Origin of the sequence: Microbacterium sp. PAMC22086, assembly GCF_019443525.1 — a bacterium.
GTDB lineage: Bacteria > Actinomycetota > Actinomycetes > Actinomycetales > Microbacteriaceae > Microbacterium > Microbacterium maritypicum.
In genome coordinates this window covers 386,153-408,503 of the sequence record NZ_CP080380.1, presented here as the reverse complement: position 1 = coordinate 408,503, position 22,351 = coordinate 386,153, and the positions used below count along the sequence as shown (strand labels likewise).

Annotated in this window: 20 protein-coding genes and 1 pseudogene; 13 read left to right on the top strand and 8 right to left on the bottom strand. The window is 68.4% G+C overall.

What is annotated here, in order from left to right; all coding sequences use genetic code 11:
* Positions 1–181 precede the first annotated feature (181 nt).
* A complete protein-coding gene (locus tag KY497_RS01950; protein WP_055869326.1) occupies positions 182–610 on the top strand; it encodes a DUF1761 domain-containing protein in 429 nt (142 codons plus the stop codon).
* A 678-nt stretch (positions 611–1,288) separates the two neighbouring features.
* Here KY497_RS01950 and purQ read toward each other — a convergent pair.
* The 3 genes from purQ to KY497_RS01935 all read right to left on the bottom strand — a co-directional run bounded on the left by purQ (position 1,289) and on the right by KY497_RS01935 (position 2,879).
* Entirely contained in the window at positions 1,289–1,996 is a 708-nt protein-coding gene (purQ, locus tag KY497_RS01945) for a phosphoribosylformylglycinamidine synthase subunit PurQ (protein WP_141386501.1), read from the bottom strand.
* On the bottom strand, positions 1,993–2,241 hold the full coding sequence (gene purS, locus KY497_RS01940) for a phosphoribosylformylglycinamidine synthase subunit PurS (protein WP_017831295.1): 249 nt from the start codon (positions 2,239–2,241) through the stop codon (positions 1,993–1,995). The genes purQ and purS overlap by 4 nt, the downstream gene beginning before the upstream one ends.
* Before the next feature lie 104 nt (positions 2,242–2,345).
* Positions 2,346–2,879, bottom strand: a complete 534-nt coding sequence (locus tag KY497_RS01935) for an adenine phosphoribosyltransferase (protein ID WP_017831296.1) — start codon at positions 2,877–2,879, stop codon at positions 2,346–2,348.
* 178 nt (positions 2,880–3,057) lie between these two features.
* On the opposite strand from KY497_RS01935, the pseudogene KY497_RS01930 reads away from it, so the two are divergent.
* The 4 genes and pseudogenes from KY497_RS01930 to KY497_RS01915 all read left to right on the top strand — a co-directional run.
* A pseudogene (locus KY497_RS01930) lies at positions 3,058–3,873 on the top strand (carbohydrate ABC transporter permease); the annotation flags it as partial.
* Positions 3,870–4,760, top strand: coding sequence for a carbohydrate ABC transporter permease (locus tag KY497_RS01925; RefSeq protein ID WP_219869692.1), 891 nt, complete (start codon positions 3,870–3,872; stop codon positions 4,758–4,760). The pseudogene KY497_RS01930 and the gene KY497_RS01925, both read left to right, overlap by 4 nt.
* Positions 4,761–4,765: 5 nt before the next feature.
* Positions 4,766–6,196, top strand: a complete 1,431-nt coding sequence (locus tag KY497_RS01920) for a GH1 family beta-glucosidase (RefSeq protein WP_219869691.1) — start codon at positions 4,766–4,768, stop codon at positions 6,194–6,196.
* 141 nt (positions 6,197–6,337) lie between these two features.
* Complete coding sequence (locus KY497_RS01915) at positions 6,338–7,333, top strand: LacI family DNA-binding transcriptional regulator (RefSeq protein ID WP_127483329.1); 996 nt, start codon at positions 6,338–6,340, stop codon at positions 7,331–7,333.
* A 111-nt stretch (positions 7,334–7,444) separates the two neighbouring features.
* Here the strand turns inward: KY497_RS01915 and KY497_RS01910 are convergent, their stop codons facing one another.
* Complete coding sequence (locus KY497_RS01910) at positions 7,445–7,726, bottom strand: hypothetical protein (RefSeq protein ID WP_141386505.1); 282 nt, start codon at positions 7,724–7,726, stop codon at positions 7,445–7,447.
* Positions 7,727–7,814: 88 nt separating this feature from the next.
* Here KY497_RS01910 and KY497_RS01905 point away from each other — a divergent pair, with 88 nt between their 5' ends.
* Complete coding sequence (locus KY497_RS01905; RefSeq protein WP_082531486.1) at positions 7,815–8,501, top strand: TetR/AcrR family transcriptional regulator; 687 nt, start codon at positions 7,815–7,817, stop codon at positions 8,499–8,501.
* A 75-nt stretch (positions 8,502–8,576) separates the two neighbouring features.
* Here KY497_RS01905 and KY497_RS01900 read toward each other — a convergent pair whose 3' ends face one another.
* Both KY497_RS01900 and KY497_RS01895 read right to left on the bottom strand, forming a co-directional pair.
* Positions 8,577–9,395: a matrixin family metalloprotease gene (locus KY497_RS01900; protein WP_055869336.1), complete on the bottom strand. Its 819-nt coding sequence runs from the start codon at positions 9,393–9,395 to the stop codon at positions 8,577–8,579.
* Between the two features lie 236 nt (positions 9,396–9,631).
* Positions 9,632–10,270 (bottom strand): GntR family transcriptional regulator, encoded by a 639-nt coding sequence (locus KY497_RS01895; protein ID WP_219869690.1) that lies wholly within the window; start codon positions 10,268–10,270, stop codon positions 9,632–9,634.
* Positions 10,271–11,390: 1,120 nt separating this feature from the next.
* On the opposite strand from KY497_RS01895, the gene KY497_RS01890 reads away from it, so the two are divergent.
* From KY497_RS01890 to KY497_RS01875, 4 genes are read left to right on the top strand one after another with little or no spacing between them, the layout of a single operon-like run.
* Entirely contained in the window at positions 11,391–12,668 is a 1,278-nt protein-coding gene (locus tag KY497_RS01890; protein ID WP_055869339.1) for an NRAMP family divalent metal transporter, read from the top strand.
* Between the two features lie 4 nt (positions 12,669–12,672).
* Positions 12,673–13,440, top strand: a complete 768-nt coding sequence (locus KY497_RS01885) for a LamB/YcsF family protein (RefSeq protein WP_219869689.1) — start codon at positions 12,673–12,675, stop codon at positions 13,438–13,440.
* Positions 13,441–13,459: 19 nt separating this feature from the next.
* The gene (locus KY497_RS01880) at positions 13,460–15,079 is read left to right on the top strand and encodes an urea amidolyase family protein (RefSeq protein WP_219869688.1); all 1,620 of its coding nucleotides are present in this window, start codon (positions 13,460–13,462) and stop codon (positions 15,077–15,079) included.
* Positions 15,076–16,815: a biotin carboxylase N-terminal domain-containing protein gene (locus KY497_RS01875; protein ID WP_219869687.1), complete on the top strand. Its 1,740-nt coding sequence runs from the start codon at positions 15,076–15,078 to the stop codon at positions 16,813–16,815. Before KY497_RS01880 ends, KY497_RS01875 begins: the two co-directional genes overlap by 4 nt.
* Positions 16,816–16,913: 98 nt before the next feature.
* Here KY497_RS01875 and KY497_RS01870 read toward each other — a convergent pair whose 3' ends face one another.
* Both KY497_RS01870 and KY497_RS01865 read right to left on the bottom strand, forming a co-directional pair.
* A complete protein-coding gene (locus KY497_RS01870) occupies positions 16,914–18,242 on the bottom strand; it encodes a uracil-xanthine permease family protein (protein ID WP_017831308.1) in 1,329 nt (442 codons plus the stop codon).
* Between the two features lie 238 nt (positions 18,243–18,480).
* Entirely contained in the window at positions 18,481–19,359 is an 879-nt protein-coding gene (locus KY497_RS01865) for a phosphoribosylaminoimidazolesuccinocarboxamide synthase (RefSeq protein ID WP_141386509.1), read from the bottom strand.
* Positions 19,360–19,434: 75 nt separating this feature from the next.
* Between KY497_RS01865 and KY497_RS01860 the strand changes: the two genes are divergently transcribed.
* The 3 genes from KY497_RS01860 to KY497_RS01850 all read left to right on the top strand — a co-directional run bounded on the left by KY497_RS01860 (position 19,435) and on the right by KY497_RS01850 (position 22,251).
* Positions 19,435–19,983 carry a GNAT family N-acetyltransferase gene (locus KY497_RS01860; protein WP_219869686.1) on the top strand — a complete coding sequence of 183 codons (549 nt, stop codon included), beginning with the start codon at positions 19,435–19,437 and terminating at the stop codon, positions 19,981–19,983.
* 73 nt (positions 19,984–20,056) lie between these two features.
* Positions 20,057–20,683 (top strand): PadR family transcriptional regulator, encoded by a 627-nt coding sequence (locus KY497_RS01855; RefSeq protein WP_141386511.1) that lies wholly within the window; start codon positions 20,057–20,059, stop codon positions 20,681–20,683.
* Positions 20,680–22,251, top strand: coding sequence for an MFS transporter (locus KY497_RS01850; protein WP_375140921.1), 1,572 nt, complete (start codon positions 20,680–20,682; stop codon positions 22,249–22,251). Before KY497_RS01855 ends, KY497_RS01850 begins: the two co-directional genes overlap by 4 nt.
* Positions 22,252–22,351 lie beyond the last annotated feature (100 nt).

Here is a 22,351-nt window from a genome sequence, read left to right as displayed (position 1 = left end):
TCGAATCGGTTCGGTGACGGGAGCCGTGCGCGGGCGTGCGGGCGTTTGCAGGAGGATTCGCCGGATGCATGAGCTCTTCGCCCGCGGGGGTCATGCATCCGTCACGGTCTCATGCCGGTGTCGCCGGCGGCCCGATCGCAACCGGGGAGTAGGGTGAGGCATCCGATGAGTGGAGGCTGTCATGGTTCCCGAGATCAACTACTGGGCGGTCCTGCTGGCCACCGCGTCGAGCATGATCGTCGGCTCGATCTGGTATGCCCCGAAGGTGTTCGGCACGCGGTGGTCGAAGCTCGCGAACGTCGACATGGACCGTCCGGCGGCGACGGCGGTCTGGCCCATCATCACCACCGTGATCGTGAGCTTCATCACGGCATGGGTGCTCGCCGGAGCCTCCTCGATCGCCTGGCACTTCTACGGCGGATCGTACTTCTGGGGTGCCATCGTCACCGCGGTGACGCTGTGGGCGGGCTTCACGGCCGCCCGTTTCATCACGCATGACGCGTTCGAGGGGCGCTCGACCAGGCTCACCACCCTGAACATCGCTCACGAGCTGGTGACCGTCGTCGTCATGGCGCTCATCATCGGCGTCTGGCCGCCGGCGATCGCCTAGCGAACCGCCCGAACTCCGGGGATCGGGGGCGGTCAGCGGATCGCCGCGCATCGGATTCGCCGATGGGAGAGGCATCCCTAGACTTTCGCCGCTTCTGCGGTCTCGACGGGGCTGTCAGTGTGGGTCTCGTGGCCTCCGGGCCGCCCGCGTGGTCCTGACGGCGCGCGGCTCTGACCGAGGGGTCCCGATGTCCGGTTCTTCGCGCCGATCGGCGCCGTGGACGATCGCCGCAGCGCTCGTCGCCGCGGCCGTGCTCGTGGGAGCGGCTCCTGCCGCCTGGGGAGCCATCCGGCCGGCGGACGACCAGGGCTCCGGGGCGGGCGCTCCGGATGCCGCGCAGTCCGTCGCGCTGGCGTACGAGTTCCTGGATGCGCGTGTCGATCAGTTCTGCGACGGGGCCGGTCACTGTCTGCCGCGCAGCTACGAGGGCGGGTTCTTCACCACTCCGAGCTGGGACTTCACACTCTCGTTCGTCTACGACGACGCGCTCGTGATCATCGCCTACACCGCGCGCGGTCTTCCGCGACGGCAATGGCATCGTCGCGACGTCGAACGACGGCCTCGACTCCGGATTCGGCGACCTCTACTACGCCAGCCTGCACACCGGTGCGACCGCGTGGTACCTGCTCGCGGCAGCCGGGGACAGCCCCTTCGCTCTGCCGGTCGAGTGACCCGGGGCTACGCGGCGACGCGGGCGACCGCGGCGATGGCGCTGGTGAAGAAGTCGAGTCCGTCGACACCGCTGCGCATGGCGAGGGAGGTGTCGGGGCCGAATCCTGCCTCGGTGGCGTGCTCGGGGTGCGGCATCAGGCCGACCACGTTTCCGGCTTCGTTGGTGAGGCCGGCGATGTCGCGCAGCGACCCGTTCGGGTTGACTCCGGCGTAGCGGAAGGCCACGAGCCCCTCGCCCTCGATGCGGTCGAGCGTCTGCTCGTCGGCGATGTAGCCGCCGTCGGCGTTCTTGAGGGGGATCACGATCTCCTGGCCGTTGCGGAACGCGTTGGTCCAGGCGGTGTCGGAGTTCTCCACCGTGAGCCGCTGGTCGCGGCGCACGAAGTGCTGGTGGTTGTTGCGGATCAGGCCGCCGGGGAGCAGATGCGCCTCGACGAGCATCTGGAAGCCGTTGCAGATGCCGAGCACGGGCATGCCCTTCGCCGCGGCGTCCTTGACCTCGCTCATGATCGGCGAGAGTGCGGCGATCGCACCGGCGCGCAGGTAGTCGCCGTAGCTGAAGCCGCCGGGGAGAACGAGGGCGTCGACGCCCTCGAGGTCATGCGAGCCGTGCCACAGCGCGACGGGCTCGGCACCGGCGATGCGCACGGCGCGCTGCGCGTCGCGGTCGTCGAGCGAGCCGGGGAAGGTGATGACGCCGATGCGGACGGTCACTCGGCGACCTCGATGCCGACGACATCCTCGATCACGGAGTTGGAGAGCACCTCGTCGGCGATGCGCTTGGCCTCGGCGAGAACCTCGTCGGTGACCTCGCCCTCGACGGTGAGCTCGAAGCGCTTGCCGATGCGCACGTCGGTGAAGCCCTCGACGCCGAGGCGGGCGAAGGCGCCGGAGACGGCCTTCCCCTGCGGGTCGAGCAGTTCGGGCTTGGGCATGACGTCGACGACGATGGTGGGCATGAACGGCTCCGGGAGTCGCGGGCGGACGGGCGCACCCAGTCTACTGCCCCGGGCCCGCGCTCTTTCCCGGCGCGTGTGCGCGACCGCGCGGAGCGGAAGACCGACTACGCGGAGTGGAAGACGGTGTGCAGGTCGCCGACTGCCTCGCGGCCGCCGAGACCGTCGATCTCGAAGAGCACCGAGATGCCGACGACGTGGCTTCCGAGGCGCTCGACGAGCTCGCGCCCCGCGGCGAGGGTTCCTCCGGTGGCGAGCACGTCGTCGATGAGCAGCACGCGGGATCCGGCCGGCAGATCGTCGTGCATCTCGATCGTGGCGGTGCCGTATTCGAGGGCGTAGTCGACGGATGCCGCGGGGCGGGGGAGCTTGCCGGCCTTGCGGATCGGGATGAGTCCGACGCCTGCGGCGATGGCGGCGGCGCTGGCGAGGATGAACCCTCGCGCCTCGATGCCCGCGATCACGTCGAACTGCCCGGCGAAGGGCTCGATGATCGCCTCGGTCGTCACGCGGAGGGCCTCGGCGTCGGCGAGGAGAGGCGTGATGTCGCGGAAGATGATGCCCGGCTGCGGGTAGTCCGGCACATTGCGGATCAGGGCTTCGGCGCGGACGAGGGCGGGGGACAGGGTGGCTTCGGGCACTGCCCAAGGGTACCCCGCGGCGGCCGGGTTGACACCGTGGAGCGCTCCCATAGAGTGACTGGTCAGTTCGTGGGAGCGCTCCCACTGCGTCCCAAAGCACCACACACCGCACGACCACCACAAAGGAGTGAACTGTGAACACACGTGCCCGCCACCGGATCCTCGTGACTGCCGCCGGATGTTCTGGAACTCGATCGGCAACACCCTGAGCATCTTCCTGCTCTCCGCGATCCCGCAGCTGGCCGTGGCCCTCGTGATCGCCTACCTGCTCGACCGCGGCCTGCGGGCGCCGACCTTCTGGCGGATGAGCGTGCTGATCCCGTTCGTCGTGACCCCGGTCGCCGTCGCCATCATCTTCTCGAGCATCTTCAACGAGGCCGACGGCCTGGCCAACAACCTCCTCAACCTCATCGGCATCGCCGACCAGGAGTGGAAGCACAACACCGCGCTGTCGCACATCGCGATCGCTGTCATGGTGAACTTCCGCTGGACGGGCTACAACGCCCTGATCCTGCTGGCCGCGATGCAGGCTGTGCCGCGCGACCTGTACGAGTCCGCAGCGCTCGACGGGGCGGGAGCGGCGAGACGCTTCTTCTCCATCACGATCCCCACGATCCGTCCGACCCTGATCTTCGTCATCATCACCGCGACGATCGGCGGGCTGCAGATCTTCGCCGAGCCGCGTCTGTTCGACGTGTCGACCGCGGGCGGCATCGGCGGCAGTGACCGCCAGTTCCAGACGACGGTGCTGTTCCTGTGGGAGCTGGCGTTCTTCCGACGAAACCTCGGAGAGGCATCCGCCGTCGCGATCCTGCTGTTCCTGCTGATCGTCGGGATCGGTGTGATCAACTTCCTCATCTCTCGGCGGATCTCCACCGGAGACGCCCCTAAGAGCCGTGCGGCCCGTCGCCGCGCGCGCACCGCCGGATCGGCGGCGAGCAGGGCCGCCGCCGGATCGACGATCGCCACCACGACCGAGGAGAACGCGCGATGACCGCCACCCAGGCGCTGAGCGTCCCCGAGAAGATCCGCCGGCGCCGAGCCGTCGCCGGCGGTACCGCCGGCATCGGCAGCCGCCCCGGCTTCCTCACCTACGGCCTCCTGGCCGCGTTCATCATCGGCAGCGTCTACCCGCTGTGGTGGTCGGTCGTGGTCGCCAGCGGCACGAACGCGACGCGAGGTGAGACGCTCCCGCTGATCCCCGGCGGCAACTTCCTCGCCAATGCGGCTCGGGTGTTCGACGCGATCCCGTTCTGGCTCGCCCTCGGCAACTCGTTCCTCATCTCGGGCATCATCACGCTCTCGGGCGTGACGTTCTCGACGCTCGCGGGCTACGCCTTCACGAAGCTGCGCTTCAAGGGCCGCGACGGACTGATGATCTTCGTGATCGCGACCATGGCGATCCCGACGCAGCTGGGCATCATCCCGTTGTTCATGCTGATGCGCGAGCTCGGCTGGACCGGATCGATCGGTGCGGTCATCGTTCCGACGCTGGTCACCGCGTTCGGCGTGTTCTTCATGCGGCAGTATCTGGTCGACGTCATCCCGGACGAGCTGATCGAGGCCGCGAGGATGGACGGGGCGAATCAGTTCCGCACCTTCCTGACCGTCGGGCTCCCCGCCGCCCGGCCGGCCATGGCGATCCTCGGACTCTTCACGTTCATGACCGCGTGGACCGACTACCTGTGGCCGCTCATCGTGCTCTCCCCGCAGAACCCGACCCTGCAGACGGCGCTCAGCCAGCTGCAGTCCGGGTACTACATCGACTACTCGATCGTGCTCGCCGGCGCGGTGCTCGCGACCCTCCCGCTGCTCGTGCTCTTCGTGGTCGCCGGGCGCCAGCTGGTCAGTGGCATCATGGCGGGCGCGGTGAAAGGATGACCCCTATGACCCGCTCCTTCCCCGAGAACTTCCTGTTCGGCGCCGCCACCGCCGCGTACCAGATCGAAGGGGCGGCGTTCGAGGACGGGCGCACCGCATCCATCTGGGATGCCTTCTCGCGCGAGCCGGGTGCCGTGATCGGTGCGGAGAACGGCGATGTGGCCTGCGATCACTATCACCGCTACCCGCAGGATGTGGCGCTCATGAAGCAGCTCGGCCTGCAGACGTATCGTTTCTCGACGTCGTGGTCGCGGGTGCGCCCCGACGGCGGAGCGGTGAACGCGGCCGGTGTCGACTTCTACGAGCGCCTGGTCGACGAACTGCTCAGCGCCGACATCCTGCCCTGGCTGACGCTGTACCACTGGGACATGCCGCAGGCGCTGCAGGAGGCGGGCGGCTGGACGAACCGGGACACGGTCGATCGCTTCCTCGAGTACGCGGGCACCATGCACGATGCGCTCGGCGATCGCGTGAACGTGTGGACCACGCTGAACGAGCCGTGGTGCTCATCGTTCCTCTCCTACACCGCCGGCGAGCACGCACCGGGGCACACCAGCATCGCCGAAGGTCTGCTCGCCTCGCACCACCTGCTGCTCGCGCACGGCAGGACGATGCAGGAGCTCCGTGGACGTGATGCCTCGCTCAACCTCGGCATCACCCTGAACCACACGGTCGCCGACCCCGCCGATCCGCAGAACCCGGCCGATGTCGACGCGGCCCGGCGCGTGGACGGACAGTTCAACCGCTGGTTCCTCGACCCGATCTACCGCGGCAGCTACCCGGCCGACATCGTCGACGACATCCGGGCGGTCGACGCCGAGGCTGTCGCACGGTTCGAGGCGGCGGTCCATGACGGCGACCTCGAGACGATCTCGCAGCACATCGACACGCAAGGGGTGAACTACTACCACGGCGACCTCGTCTCGGGCACGGCGCCGGTCGAAGGGCCCGTCTCCGCGGAGCCAGAGACCGCACGAGTGCGGCGCAGCCCCTATCCGTCGAGCGACGACATCCACGCGGTCGAGCGGGGCCTGCCGCGCACGGCGCAGAACTGGGAGGTGCAGCCCGAGGGCCTCACCCGGGTGCTGCAGCGCGTCTGGACCGAGTACGCCGAGCCCGCGGGCACCGTGCTCTACATGACCGAGAACGGCGCGGCCTACGACGACGTCGTGGTGGTCGAAGACGGCGAGATGCGCGTGCACGATGCCGACCGCACCGAGTTCCTGCGACTGCACCTCGGTGCGGTGCTCGACGCCGCGGAGGCGGGCGTAGACGTGCGCGGCTACTTCTACTGGTCGTTGTTCGACAACTTCGAGTGGGCGTGGGGCTACGACAAGCGCTTCGGCATCGTCCGCGTCGACTACGACACCCAGGAGCGCACCCTCAAGGACTCGGGGCGGGAGTACGCGCGCATCATCGGCGACCGCGCGCTCTGATCAGCGCGTCGCTCCCGATTCGAATCGTCGGAGCGGTCCCGTCCGGGTCGAGAGGCGGCAGTTTGCGCGACGCGGAGGGGGAGTGTCGTCGCAGCCCGCGCCGACCGGTGAGAATAGGGCGATGGAAGAGTGCGTACGTTGATGTCGCCCCGAGCGACCATCGAAGAGGTGGCATCCGCCGCCGGTGTCTCCCGATCGACGGTGTCGCGCGTCGTGAACGGGTCGACCGCCGTGAGCCCGGAGGCCCTCGCCGCCGTGCGCGCCGCGATCGATGAGCTGAACTACGTGCCCAACCGCGCGGCACGCTCCCTCGCCTCCCGGCAGACGCACGCGATCGCCCTGATCGTGCCGGAGGACACCACCCGCTTCTTCGGCGACCCGTTCTTCGCGGCCATCGTCGCCGGGATCACGGGTGCACTCGGCGGCTCGGACTACCTGCTCAACCTGCTCATCGCGAGCGATGACCCCGGCGACAAGATGACCAGCTTCGTGCGCAACGGCGGCGTCGACGGCGCGTTGATCGTGTCGCATCACACGAGCGACGCGTTCGTCGATCGGATCGCGGATGCCGTGCCGGTCGTCTTCGGTGGACGCCCCGTGCGTCGGCGCGACGGCGACTACGTCGTCGATGTCGACAACGTGGCCGGAGCGAGGAACGCCACCCGCCGCCTGATCGACATCGGGCGCACGCGCATCGCCACGATCTCGGGTCCGCTCACGATGGTCGCCTCGGAAGATCGTGTGCAGGGGTTCCGCGCGGCTCTCGCGGACGCCGGACTCACTCCGTATGCGGAGGAGGAAGGCGACTACAGCGAGTCGAGCGGAGCGGAAGCCGCCAGACGGCTGCTCGACGGCGGACGACCGGATGCGATCTTCGTCGCGAGCGACCTGATGGCCCGTGGCGCACTGACGGCACTGCGCTCAGCGGGTGTGCGCGTGCCGGAGGACATCGCCCTGGTCGGTTTCGACGACTCCTCGGTCGCCATCACCACCGATCCGCAGCTGACCACGATGCGTCAGCCGATGTACGCGCAGGGTGAGGCGATGGCCCGGGTCCTGCTGTCGCGACTGGCAGGCGAAGAACCGCCGACCACGACGATCCTGCCGACCGAGCTGGTGATCCGCGCCTCCGCCTGAGCGGTCGCGCCGGTGGGGCGTGCCCTGCGGCGGAGGTGATGAACACGGCTGTGGCCCTGGCGCCCCCTCCGGGCCAGGCCCACAGCCGTGGGTCGGTGTCGGCTGAGCAGGTCAGCCGAAGATCGACGTCAGCAGATCACCGCCGAACAAGGAGAACGCGGTGATGCCTGCGGACAGCAGCAGCACCGCGGCTGTGCCGGCGAGCGCGAAGACGGAGATCCCGCGGCCGCCCAGCCGTTGGCCACGCAGGCCGACGGACACGCCCGCTCTGGCGGCGATGTCTCCGGCGTCATCGTCGCGATACAGCTCGGTGCGTGCCGCGAATCGGCGGTGGAACTCCTCGGCGAGAGTGCATTGATGCTCCTGGGCAGGGGGATGTCCGTGTCGGTTCATAGATTGAACGCGTATTCAGTGAGTAATCTATACGGCAGGGGGCGATTCGAAAAAGACAGGCCGGCAGGACTCGGGAGGTGGATGCCACATGGCGCGCTCCGACGAGCAGAACCGGCTGGCCCGCGAGCGCGCCAGGGAGAACATCCTGCAGGCGGCGATCGAGACCTTCAGCGAGCGCGGCGTCGCGGGTGCGAGCATCGCGGAGATCACCCAGCGCGCGGGTGTCGCACAGGGGCTCGTGAACTACCACTTCGGTGGCAAGGAGCAGCTCGTCATCGCCGTGATCGATCGCTGGTTCGAGACGGTGCTCGGCTTCGCCCGAGTGGAGGGGACGCCCGACGAGATGCTCGCGGCGGTGATCGACGGCGCTCTCACAGCGACCGCCTACGCGATTCCGTTGCAGCGGGCCGTGCTGGCGATGCAGCAGCAGCCCTCGACGCACCGGCTGTTCGCGGTGTCGGAGGCGCGGCACGAAGCGGCGGCGACCGCCGCGGAAGACGCGGTTCGCGACCTGTTCCGCGCGCGGGGGGCGGAGGATCCGGCTCTCGAGGAGGTCATGCTGCGCAGCACGATCGAGGGCGTGTTCGTGAAGTCCGCCGTCTTCGGCGACACCTACCCGCTCGAGGAGGCGCGACGCTGGATGTTCCGGCGCTACGGTCTGCCGGAGCCGACGACGCCCATCGCGCCGCCGGTCCCCCTCCGCGACGGTGAACCGCGGCCTCGGGCGACAGCGGCGCTGCGCTCGGACGAGGAGCGCGCGGACGCATCCGCGTGACGAATAGTACGGACGCGGGGCCCGGTCGTGAACGACCGGGCCCCGCTGATTCTGACAGCGTTCGAGTGAACGGTGTCAGTTTCCGTAGAGTGCGACGACTCCGTCGGTGTCGACGCTCGTCATCGACAGATCGGCGGACGATCCGTTGCACTGCGGGTAGTGCATGATCGACGACGAGTCATACGGCGTCAGCGGACGCCAGTTGTTGTCCTCGAAGCAGGTGCCGGCCTCGGGGCGGGTGTGCTCGTGGCGGAAGCCGAGCACGTGACCGAGCTCATGACCCAGCACATTCGTCGGGGTCCACGACGAGCCCGGGGTCCAGATCGAGTCGTCGATGAGGACGTTCTGCAGGCGCGGCGCCGTGCTCGGGAAGAAGGCCCGGGCGATGTACTGCGTCGTCTGCACGGGCTCCACGGAGAAGAGGACGGCGTTGTTGCGCGTCGTGCAGTTGGCATCGGCGCTGCTGTCGTAGATGAAGTCGATCTTCGATGATGCGGCCTCCCAGAGCGCGGCGCCGCTTTCCATCGCGCTCACGACGTCGGCATGACGTGCACCGAATGCCGTGCTGACGCAGTAGGTGAGGGCGCTCGCCTGCGCGTCGGACCACTTGTCGTCGATGCTGTTGACCGTGTTGACGATGAGGCCGTTGGTCACGGGATCGGCGCCGAGGAGCTGTTCGTAGAACGACCGCAGTTCGCCCTGGTTGGAGATCACCTCGTCCCCGTTGACGACGTAGGCTCCGTCGATGTCTCGGTAGGTCGACGCCTCGAACTCCTGGAAGGTGGGGATGTCGTCGGCGTCGGGTGCGGAATTCGCGGCAGCGGGGATGACCGTGCCGAGGCAGAGCGCAGCAGCCGCGGTAGCGGCGAACGCCAGTTTTCTCGTGAGTCGCAAAGTACTGGTCCTTTTCGATCTGAACGATTCCGCGCGCCCCCTCGGTGCGCGGCCCCCGGGGAGAAAGGCGGGCAACTCTGCGTCGTCGTTCGCCCCGAAGTCCGCTCACGGTAACCATGCCTTTCACGGAATCGCAAGGCATCTCCCGGCACGTTCATAGATTTATGAACTCAGGTCAGAAATACTGAATGCTGTTCTAGTCGAACGTGCTGTCCGACGTCGCGAGACGTCGGGGGTCAGGGGTGACCCATGCGGGCGAAGGCCCCCAACACGCTGCGCTCGGATGCCGTGAGGTAGCGCTCGAGCTCTTCGGTGGCCGCTTCGGGCCCGCGCTCCAGCAGCGCGGTGAGCACCGCGCGGTTGCGCCGGACGAACGGCTCATGCAGTGATCGCGGCTCGTCGATCTCGAGGAAGACGAGGCGCAGCTCGGCGGCGACGTCTCGGTAGGTGCGGGAGAGGCGTGCACTGTCGGCGAGGGCGACGATCGCGTCGTGGAAGGCCATGTTGGCGCTGCCGATGCGCCGCCAGTCCTTGTGCGACAGCTGCTCCTCGGCCTCGGCCAGGGCATCGCGCATGAGCTGTACGGCGGGGTGCTCCGGCTCGGACTGGCGCAGCGCCGTGCACTCGATCACGCGGCGGGCACGGTAGATGTCGATCACATCGGCGATGGTCGGCGACGCCACCGAGACGCCGCGATGCGGGATGTGCTCGACGAGTCCCTGCTCGGCGAGCACACGGAACGCTTCACGGAGGGTGTTGCGCGAGACATCGAACTGCTCGGCGAGGGCGGACTCGGACAGTCGCGACCCCGGCGCGAAGTCGCCGTCGATGATGCGCTGTCGGAGCACGTCGGCGAGCACGCCATGCTGGTTCATGCCTTCATCGTAGGTGGCGCCGTGGTCGGATCGTCTGCGGGTGGCCGCGCTGCCGACATGCACAGTTGGGGAGGGCCCCGAATCCCGCCCGTCTCCGCCGGGTGCCCGACACTGTCCAGGTCCTCGCGAACAGCCGCGAGGACGTGGAGGCGAATCGTGCCGTCCTGGTGCACGGTAAAGACGGGCTGCAGGAGCACCAGCAGACCGGTACATCAGCGTGCGGACCCACGATCGAGTAACTGCCAACGGTTTCCACGCCCCTACCCCCAGGTCAAGCGACGCAAAACGCTCGGCTGAAAGACACAGCCGAGCGTTTCGCATGAGTGAACAGTGCTGCTCACGTTCTGTTCTCCTTATTCGCTTCTTTCGTGTGGTCCGTCTTGCCTTCGCGCGAAGTTCTTGATGCTAAGCGCGAGAGCAACGATCACCAGTACGAGAGAAACGCCCCAGAACGCCCAGACCGCGTCGTGGAAGACGTCGATCCGAGCGAGCAGCGGAAGAGTTGCTGCGAGGAGCAGGAGGGCGATGATAGTGGCGCGTAGCGCGACGTGTGCCTTCATGCGGGGCCTAGGAGACCATCGCTTGAGCCACGCAGGTGCCCGCGGTCGTGCCGATCACTCCAGCCGTCGCGACGACGCACGCCACACATCCCAGCCCGGCGGTGCCTGCACACAGAAGAGCGCAAGCGACACCGACTGCCGTGACAGCCCACTGCGCAATTCCGGCATTGATCAGGAGGTTCCCCCATTTGTCATCGGCACCCCAAGGCTCCCCGGGGTCTCTCCCATCCTTGTCTCCCGCGTGACTCTTGTCTGTCCCCCGTCTGGCCGACAGACGAAGGGCGGGCCTGGACGGAGGGAAAGACCATTCCTCTGTCCAGGTGGCGTCTCCCTTCGTCCACACCCCAACCCCTTTGTCGCGCGTCGGGCGGTAGCGATGCGGAAACTCTGTGTTCACGCTGGCGGGGTACGACCTCCACCTCTGCGGTCGCATGTGGGCCATTACACGAAAGCAACCGCTCTGTAGCACGGCCGTAACATGATTGTTGAACAATCGGGTTTTATCCGTTCTACACTGGGGGTCACCCGACACCCACCAACGACGATGGGAATCCCCCCGCATGTCTGAGCAGACCACCGCCTCCCTCTCCCCGGAGGACGAGGCCCGCCTCTCGTCCGTCAAGAAGCGCGCGGGCCGCAGTGCCGTCATCGGCGCGATCTTCCTCATGGCCACCAGCGCCATCGGCCCCGGCTTCATCACGCAGACCGCCACGTTCACGGCGACGATGGGGGCGGCTTTCGCGTTCGCGATCCTCATCTCGATCCTCGTCGACATCGCGGTGCAGCTGAACGTCTGGCGCATGATCACCTCCTCGGGCAAGCGCGCCGGCGAACTCGCCAACAGCGCCATCCCCTTCTCGGGGCACCTGATCGCCGTGCTCGTCGTGATCGGCGGGCTGGCGTTCAACATCGGCAACATCGCCGGTGGTGGGCTCGGACTGAACGCTCTGCTCGGAATCGACACCAAGCTCGGCGGCATCGTCACCGCGGCCCTCGCGATCATCATCTTCCTCGTGAAGAAGGCGGGGCCGGTGATGGACGTCGTGCTGGTCGTGCTCGGCATCGGCATGATCGTCATGACCGTGGTCGTGGCCGTCATCGCGCAGCCGCCGATCGGCGAGGCCCTGCGCCAGACGTTCGCGCCGGATGAACTGAACTTCGCCACCATCACGACCATCGTCGGCGGAACCGTCGGCGGGTACATCACCTACTCCGGCGCCCACCGCTACCTCGACTCCGGCCACACCGGACCGGAGCACGCCCGCTCCGTGATGCGTGCGGCGACCAACGGCATCCTCGTCACGGGTGTCATGCGTTACGTGCTGTTCCTCGCGATCCTCGGGGTCGTGGCCTCCGGTGTCACGCTCGACCTCTCCGGTCAGGGCGCGAACCCCGCCGGTCAGGCGTTCGGCGCGGTGCTCGGCGATGCCGGACTCCGCATCTTCGGCGCGATCTTCTGGGCCGCCGCGATCAGCTCGGTCATCGGGGCGGCGTACACCTCCGCCACCTTCCTCTCCACCTTCACCAAGAAGCTCAAGGGCGGCTGGCCCCTGCAGCTGGCGACCGTCGCCTTCATCGTGGTGTCGCTGGCGGTGTATCTGTCGATCGGCACGGCACCCGCGGCGATCCTCGTCTTCGTCGGCGGTTTCAACGGCCTGATCCTGCCGATCGGACTCACGGTGTTCATGTACATCGGCTGGTTCCGCCGCGACCTGCTCGGCTCGAAGAAGTACCCGATGTGGCTGCTCGTCGCCGGTACGCTCGTGACGCTGCTCACCTGGTACATGGGGATCGTCTCGGTCGGCCCCATCTTTGCCTTCCTCGGAATCGGAGCGTGATCGCATGACGTCGATCGACCTGAACTCGGACCTCGGCGAGAACGTCGCCGACCGGATCGTCAGTGACGATGCGAGCATGCTGCGCCTCGTCACGAGCGCCAACGTGTCATGCGGGTTCCATGCGGGGAGCCCTGAGGGCATCCGCGAGACGCTCGCAGCAGCAGTGCAGGGCGGCGTCGTGATCGGCGCGCATCCTGGCTACCGTGACTACGAGAACTTCGGACGAACGAAGGTCGACATCGACTCGGCCTCGCTGCAGGCGCACGTCGAGTACCAGCTCGGTGCTCTCGTGGGACTCGCCGCCGCTGTGGGCGGGAGGGTCTCGTACGTCAAGCCGCATGGTGCGCTCTACAACACGATCGCGCGCGACGAACGGCAGTCGAAGGCCGTCGTGGCGGCGATCCGCGCGATCGATCCGAGCCTGGTCCTGCTGGGGCTCTCCGGGGGCGTCGTGCTCGATGTCGCCGCGCGCGCCGGACTCGCGGTCGCCGCTGAGGCCTTCGCCGACCGCGCCTATCAGCCCGACGGGCAGCTGGTGTCGCGTACCGAGGAGGGGGCCGTGCTGCACGACCCGGATGCGGTCGCGGAGCGCATGGTGCGCCTCGCCTCGGAGGGCGTGATCCGTGCGATCGACGGCACCGACGTACCCGTGGTCGCCCAGTCGATCTGCGTGCACGGCGACAGCCCTGGTTCGGTGGCGATGGCGGCTGCGACCAAGCGGATGCTGCAGGACGTAGGCATCACGATCGCACCGTTCGCGGGCGCGCGATGAACACGGAGCACCTCGTCTGATGCGCATCCGCACGGCATCCGATCATGCTCTTCTCGTCGAGGCGGACGACCTCGACGAGGCGATGCGTCTGAACCTCGCCTGGGAGGGCATTCCCGGCATCGTCGAGCGCATCCCCGGCGCCCGCACCGTGCTCGTGCGCTTCGATCCGCTTCGCGTCTCGGCATCCGACCTTGCGGCCGCGTTCGCCGCGACGCCGATCGACACCGCGCATCTGCCCGGCACGGGAGAGGTCACGGTGCCCGTGCGGTACGACGGCGAGGACCTCGAGGAAGCGGCATCTCTGCTGGGCGTGACGGCGGAGGAACTCGTGAACCGGCACCTCGCTGCCCACTGGCGGGTCGCATTCTCCGGATTCGCCCCGGGCTTCGGATACGTCGTGAGCAGCGATCCCCTGTTCGATGTGCCCCGCCGCGCGTCTCCGCGCACCCGCGTGCCCGCCGGATCGGTCGCGCTCGCGGGGGAGTTCACCGGGGTGTACCCGCGCGAGAGCCCCGGCGGATGGCAGCTCATCGGACGCACGGACGCCGCGATGTGGGACATCGACCGGGACCCGCCCGCCCTGCTGTCGCCGGGGACCGCCGTGCGGTTCGAACGTGTGCGGGACGAGGCTCGGCTGGACGTGATGGGGCTGGACGCTGCTCGGCTGGACCGAACCGGAGGCTCTCTGGAGCCCGCCCGGCGAGCCGCGCCGCAACCCACTCCAGCCGATGCGGAGGGCGCGGGTCGCGGCGCGGAGGCGGCCGTCGAGGTCGTCCGTGCGTCGCTGCAGCTGCTGGTGCAGGATGCCGGGCGCTCGGGCTATGCCGCGCTCGGGGTCTCGGCATCCGGGGTGGCGGACCGCCGGGCGATGCGCGACGCGAACCGCGCAGTGGGCAATACGGCCCGGGCTGCGGTTCTCGAGAGCGTCGGGGGTGTCGTGCTGCGGTTCCGCGGAGCCGGTGTCGCCGCCGTCACAGGGGCTTCCGGCGCGCTCACGCTGGAAGAGGCCGGAGGAGGCGTTCGTCCTGTCACGCACGGCGAGCCCTTCGCCACCGTCGACGGAGACGAACTGACGCTCGGTCACCCCGAGCGCGGGCTGCGCTACGTCATCGCCGTCCGCGGTGGAGTGGATGCGGCCCCGGCCCTCGGCAGTCGTGCCGCCGACACCCTCGCCGGACTCGGGCCCCTCGCACTGACAGCGGGCACGGTGCTCCCCATCGGCGACGCCGGCCGGCACGCCGTCGACCCGTCCGTCGTTGCGCGCGAGCTCCCCGCGCCCGGGGATCTCGTCGACCTGGAGATCACCCTCGGCCCGCGCGACGACTGGTTCACGACCGCAGCGGTCGAGACCCTCACCGGTCAGGAATGGACCGTCACGCCGCGTTCCGACCGCGTCGGCATCCGACTGCAGGGCCAGGTGCCGCTCGAGCGCGCCCTCGGAGGAGAGCTCCCGAGCGAGGGCGCCGTCACCGGCGCGATCCAGGTGCCGCCCGACGGACAGCCGGTCCTGTTCCTGCCCGACCATCCGCTCACCGGCGGATACCCCATCATCGGAGCGCTCACGGATCGCAGTCTCGACCTCGCAGGTCAGCTGGCTCCGGGAGTGCGCCTCCGCTTCACCGTCAAGGAGTCCTCATGACCACCGTGTCGACCGTGCCGACCACGCAGCGGGTCCTGATCGCGAATCGCGGGGAGATCGCCGTGCGCGTCATCCGCGCCTGCGCCGAAGCCGGGTACGCATCCGTCGCGGTCTATGCGGATCAGGATGCCGACGCCCTGCACGTGCGTCTGGGCGACGAGGCCGTGGGACTGGGGGGTGTCACTGCCGCCGACACGTACCTCTCCATCGATGCGCTGCTCGCCGCCGCACGGAAGTCCGGGGCGACCGCCGTGCACCCCGGATACGGATTCCTCTCGGAGAGCGCTGCGTTCGCGCGGGCCGTGGAGGACGTGGGGCTGGTCTGGATCGGACCGACGCCGGCGAGCATCGACGCGCTCGGCGACAAGATGACCGCCCGCCGTATCGCTCAGCAGGTCGGAGCGCCGCTGGCTGCCGGCACCGATGAGCCGCTGGCCGGGCCCGAGGAGGCCGTGGCGTTCGCCGAGCAGCACGGACTCCCCATCGCGATCAAGGCGGCATTCGGCGGGGGCGGTCGCGGGCTCAAGGTCGTGCGGGAGCTGTCCGAGGTCGCCGAGGCCTTCGACGCGGCCACCCGTGAGGCGGTCGCGGCGTTCGGCCGGGGGGAGTGCTTCGTCGAGCGCTTCCTCGAGAGCCCGCGACACATCGAGGTGCAGGTGCTCGGTGACGGGCTCGGCGGCGTCGTGGTCGTCGGCGATCGCGACTGCTCGATGCAGCGTCGAAATCAGAAGCTCATCGAGGAGGCGCCGGCTCCCGGCCTTTCCGTCGGGCAGCGCACACGGTTCCACGATGCGGCGCGGTCGATCTGCGGTGAGGTGAGGTATCGCGGGGCGGGCACGGTGGAGTTCCTGCTCGCGGCCGACGGCACCATCTCGTTCCTCGAGGTCAACACCCGGCTCCAGGTGGAGCATCCGGTCACCGAGGAGGTCACCGGAACCGACCTCGTGCGCGAGCAGTTCCGCATCGCGTTCGGGGAAGGCCCGTCGATCGTCGAGACACCGAACCCGGTCGGGCACGCCTTCGAGTTTCGGATCAACGCTGAGGACCCCGGCCGCGGTTTTCTGCCGAGCCCCGGTCGCGTCGAGCGGCTGCGGATCCCCGGCGGCCCTGGTGTGCGCTGGGACAGCGGCATCGAAGAGGGGGATGTCGTGCAGCCGGCGTTCGACTCGATGATCGCCAAGCTCATCGTGCACGCCGAGTCCCGCGACGCGGCCATCGTGCGCGCGCGGAGGGCTCTGCGCGAGCTCACCGTCGAAGGCCCGGCGACGGTGATCCCGTTCGATGTGATGGCGCTCGACGACGAGGCCTTCGCCACGGAGTCCTTCGCGGTGCACACGCAGTGGATCGAGAGCGCTCTGCTGTCGAAGCTGGAGATGCAGGCGCGGCCTGCAGTCGTGCCGGATGCCGCTCTGCAGCGCTTCCCGGTCGAGATCGACGGGCGACGGGTCGTGCTCGGACTGCCCGCCGCGCTGCTGGCCGGCTTCGGTCGGCCGGCTGATCCTGCGGCGGAGACGCCCACGGCCGATCCGGCAGAACTGCGCTCGCCGGTTCCGGGCACGCTCGTGCGGTGGCTCGTCGACGACGGAGCCGATGTGGGGGAGGGCGACCCGGTCGCGGTCCTCGACGCCATGAAGATGGAGACCACGGTCGCCGCCCACCGGGCAGGGATCCTGTCGCAGCGTGCAGAGCTCGCAGCGATGATTCCCGCTGACGCCGTTCTCGCCCTCATATCCTGAGCAGCCAGTCCTGCTCCGGTCGCACTTTCTGTCGTCTTAGAGGCCCGAGAGCGGCTGAAAGTGCGACCGGAGTGCGACCGGAGTATGCGCCGGAGTGATCAGGCGGGGTCTCCGCCGAGCGGGCCGACGGCTTCGAGCGGCTTCGGGTCGTCGGCACCCGTCTTGCGCAGGCGGGCGATCAGGTTGCCCAAGTGGTAGATCAGGATCGCCGCCACCGTGGCGATGACGATGCCGCCGAGCTCGAAGCCGGAGGCCTCGTCCTTGATCATGAACCCGCCGACGGCCATGATGAGCGCGACGGCTGCCGTGTACTGGTTGACCGGGCGCGAGAAGTCGACGCGGTTGTCGACCCAGATCTTGATGCCGATGACGCCGATCAGGCCGTACAGTGCGGTCGTCACGCCGCCGAGCACACCGGCGGGCACCGAGTTGATGACCTCGCCGAACTTGGGGGAGAGGCTGAGCAGGATCGCGGCTGCGCCGGCCACCCAGTATGCCGCGGTGGAGTACACGCGCGTCGACGCCATCACGCCGATGTTCTCGCCGTAGGTCGTGGTGCCCGATCCGCCGAAGAATCCGGCGAGGGTCGTCGAGACGCCGTCGGCGATCAGCGCCTTGCCGGTCTGCTGGTTCACGGTCGCGTCACCGGTCATGGTCGCGACACCGCGTACGTGTCCGACGTTCTCGGCGATCAGCACGAGGACGACCGGGAGGAACATCGCGAGTGCCGTAAGGGTTCCGGGCTCGGTGAAGTTCGGGAAGGTGAAGGTGGGAAGACCGACCCAGTCGGCCTTCTCCACGGCCGAGAAGTCGAGCTCACCGCGGAACGCCGCGAAGATGTACCCGGCGATGACGCCGAGGAAGATCGAGATGCGTCCGAGGAATCCGCGGAAGACGACGGCGAAGAGGATCGTGATGGCGAGGGTGAACGTCGCGGTCACAGGGGCGGCGGCGTAGTTGTTGTGCGCTGCGCCCGCGAGGTTGAAACCGATGAGCGCGACGATGGTTCCGGCCAAGACCGGCGGGAGGAAACGGTCGACCCACTTCACACCGACCGTGTGCACCACGACGCCGATGATCGCCAGGAGCACACCGACCGCGACGATTCCGGCCAGGGCGGTTCCCATGTTCGCGGAGGCGGTCGCGGCAGTGACCGGTGCGATGAAGGCGAACGACGAGCCCAGGTAGCTGGGCAGCTTGTTGCGGGTTACAAGAAGGAACAGGATCGTGCCGACGCCGCTGAAGAGCAGCGTGGTGGCGACCGGGAACCCGGTGATGATCGGCACCAGGAACGTGGCGCCGAACATGGCCACGACATGCTGGAGACCGATCGCGATCGTGGCGGGCCAGTTCAAACGCTCATCGGGACGGACGACGGCGCCGGGCTCGACCGTGCGGCCGTTTCCGTGCAGCTTCCACAGGGCCATGCGGGCTCCTCAAGGTTCGGGGGATGGCAGGGGTGCCGGAGCAACACTACCGATTCCTGAGTTTTCCCTGAGCGCCCACCCTCTCGCATGTGCAGGTGTGAGCGACGGATGCATGAGGGGCCCGCGGCCGAGAGTCATGCATCCGCCCGATCGTCATGCATCTGTGCGGAGGTCGGACCCCGGAGGTCGGGACCCGGAGATCGGGACCCGGAGATCGGGACCCGGCGATCGGGAGCGCTCAGGCGCCGAGGCGCTCGATCAGCTCGCGGTAACGGTCGGCGGTGCGTGCAACGATATCTTCCGGAAGCAAAGGCGGCTCGCCCTGCTGGTCCCAGTGCGCGGCCATCCAGTCGCGCACGATCTGCTTGTCGAAGCTCGCCATCCGCTCGTTCGGCGTCGTACCGGTGCGCCAGGCCTCCGCATCCCAGTACCGCGAGGAGTCGCTCGTGAGCACCTCGTCCGCCAGGCGCAGGGTACCGTCGGCATCCGTCCCGAACTCGAACTTGGTGTCGGCGAGGATCAGGCCCTTCTCCTCGGCGATCGCCGCCGCGCGGGCGTAGATCGCGAGGGAGGTGTCGCGCAGTTCGGCCGCGCGCTCGGCGCCGACCAGCTCGACGGCGCGCTCGAACGTGATGTTCTCATCGTGCTCGCCCATCGGTGCCTTGTAGGCCGGGGTGAACAGCGGCTCCGGCAGGCGGTCGCCGTTCTGCAGGCCGGCGGGCAGCGGAATGCCGCAGACGGTGCCGCTCTCCTGGTACTCGACCCAGCCCGACCCCGTGATGTAGCCGCGCACGACGCATTCGATCGGCAGCATCTCGAGCGACTGCGCGAGCATCGCCCGATCGGCGACCGCGTCCGGGAGCTCGCCCTCGGCGATGTGGTTGGGGAAATCGGAGAGCTGTGCGAACCACCAGCGGCTCAGTCGCGTCAGCAGGGCACCCTTTTCGGTGATGCCGGGGGAGAGCACGAAGTCGAAGGCGCTCACGCGGTCGGAGGCCACGACGAGGATGCGCGTGTCCGCCGGATCCTCCGAGGCGTACAGGTCGCGGACCTTGCCCGAGTAGATGTGCCGCCAGCCGGGGATGCTCTGTGCCGTGCCTTCTGAAGGTGTGCTCACCCGCCCATTATCCCGGTTCCCACGGTCACCGAATGCCGTGGTCCCGGTGTCAGAGGGGCGATCTAGCCTGGTGGCATGACGGACGACATCCTCACGCCGCGTCTTCGACTCTCGCGTCCCGTCGAGGGCGATCTCGACGCGCTGTTCGCGATCTCCGCCGATCCGCGGGTGTGGACGCACTATCCGTTCCTTCGGCATCAGCGACCGGAAGACACTCTTGCGGGCATGGCGCGCTGGGAGGCGAGCTGGGCCCGTGCCGGGTTGGGATCGTGGGTGGTCCGGTTGCGTTCCACGGGTGAGGTGATCGGCAACGGCGGGTGCACGCTCCTCGGCGACGCGGTGTGGAACCTCGGGTACCGGCTGTCGGCCGATCATCACGGGAACGGGTACGCCACCGAACTCGCGTTCGCCGCTGTCGAGCAGGCGCGCGCGGTCGATCCCGACCGCCCCGTGATCGCCTATCTCGTAGAGCACAACCATGCGTCGGCGAAGGTCGCCGAGAAGGTCGGCCTCGAACTCGTCCACAGGGCACCGGATGCGGGCAACCCCGATCCGTCTGTCTGGCGCCTCGTCTACGCAGACCGTCCGCTCGATCCGGCCCAGCTCACAGCCGTGTCGCTGTAGAGAAGGCGGATCGCAGCTGTTCGCTCCGCCGAAAGAGGCGTATAGTCCACATGGACTATTTGAGGTGAGGGGCATGGCGAAGGACGCTGTCGATCGGCTCACCCCCATGGGGGTGATGGTGCTCGCGCTGCTGCGCGAGGGCGACATGCACCCCTATGAGATGCTGCGTCTCATGCGCGCCCGTCACGACGACCGCCTGCTCACGATCACCAACGGGACGCTGTACCACACGGTCTCCCGACTGCACCGCGCGGGTCTGATCGACGAGCTGGGCATCGGCCGCGAGGGCAACCGCCCGGAGCGCACCATCTACGCCCTGACGGATGCCGGACGCGAAGCGGTCATGACGTGGGTGCAGCGCGAGCTGCCCCGCATCGATCGCCCTGCGGACTTCCGTATCGCGCTCGCCGAGGCGCACAACCTCGAGCGACCGGAGGTCATCGACCTCCTGAGGGCGAGGCGCCTCGCCCTCGTCGAGGATCACGCGAGGCACCGCGACGGTCTCCACGCGGCCCGGGAGAAGAGCGTTCCCGAGCAGGTGCTCGTCGAGATCGAACGCCAGGAGGCTCTGCTGGCCGCCGAGCTCGGCTGGCTCGACTCCCTCCTCGACCGCCTCGAGACCCAAGTCCTGCCGTGGGGTCCCTCGGCATTCCAGAACTCAGACCGCTACCGCGCTCAGCGAAAGGCAGCACAGCAATGACAGATACCCCTCGCGACGGAGACCGCCCGCCGGCGTCCGTGCCCTCGACCTCCGGTCCGTCGACCGGCACCTACTCCGCGGGGCACAAGCCCACGAGCCCGTGGCCTGCCCTCTGGGCGCTGGTCATCGGCTTCTTCATGATCCTCGTCGACACCACGATCGTGTCGGTCGCGAACCCGGCGATCAAGGCGGCGCTCGACCCGAACACGAACAACCTGGACAACGTCGTGTGGGTCACGAGCGCCTACCTGCTCGCCTACGCCGTGCCGCTGCTGATCACCGGACGCCTGGGTGACCGGTTCGGCCCGAAGAACATCTACCTGATCGGTCTCGCGGTCTTCACTCTCGCCTCGCTGTGGTGCGGACTGTCGACGACCCTCGAGGGTCTGATCGTCGCTCGTGCTGTGCAGGGCCTCGGTGCCGCGTTCATGACTCCGCAGACCATGGCCGTGATCACCCGCACGTTCCCGCCGGACCGCCGCGGCGCCGCGATGGGCCTCTGGGGCGCCACTGCCGGTGTCGCCACCCTCGTCGGCCCGCTCGTCGGCGGCCTGCTCGTGGACGGGTTCGGCTGGGAGTGGATCTTCTTCGTGAACATCCCGGTCGGCATCGTCGCCTTCGTGCTCGCCTGGCGCCTGGTCCCGAAGCTGGCGACTCACCCGCACCGCTTCGACGTCGTGGGCGTGGTGCTGAGCGCTGTGGCCCTCTTCCTCATCGTGTTCGGTCTCCAAGAGGGGGAGAAGTACGACTGGGGTGTGATCTGGGGTCCGATCTCCGTGTGGAGCCTGATCATCGTGGGACTCGTGGTGCTCGGACTGTTCATCCTGCAGCAGGCCAAGACCCGCAGCGAGCCCCTGGTTCCGCTCGAACTGTTCCGCGACCGCAACTTCTCGGGAGCGAACGTGGCGATCGCCGCGGTCGGCTTCACGGTGACGAGCATGTCGCTGCCGATGATGTTCTTCCTCCAGACCGCGCGCGGTCTCACCCCCACCGAGGCCGCGCTGCTGCTGATCCCGATGGCCGTGCTCTCGGGCGTTCTCGCTCCGGTCGCGGGGAAGCTGCTCGACCGCGTGGATCCGCGCATCATCCTGATCCCGGGGCTGCTCTGCGTCGCCGGGGCACTCATCTGGTACTCGGCTCTGATCAACATGGACACCGCGATCTGGATGTTCCTGCTGCCCTCCGCGCTGATGGGCGTCGGCAACGCCGGAATGTGGGGTCCGCTCGCCACGACCGCGACGCGCAAGCTCCCGCCGCGCCAGGCGGGTGCAGGTGCCGGCATCTACAACACCACCAGGACCATCGGTTCGGTCATCGGCTCGGCCTCCATCGCCGCGTTCATGCAGTCCCGGCTCGAGGCGAACCTTCCGGGTCTCGCCGATTCGCCGGCGGGTGGCTCCACCGGAGGGACGCTGCCGCCCCAGGTGGCCGAAGGCTTCGCCGCAGGAATGTCGCAGGCGATCCTGCTGCCGGCGTGCGTGATGGTGGTCGCCCTCATCGCCTCGCTGTTCCTCGGCCGCTATGAAAAGACGGAGGCTGCGGCGCCCGTGGCTGCACGCGCCGAGTAGTCGACGACCCTCCCTCCACGATTGATCCCGAGAGGTGTGTATCCCGCACCTCTCGGGATCGTCTTCGTTCGCGCCCTGGAGAGGGAGGGCGATCACGTTA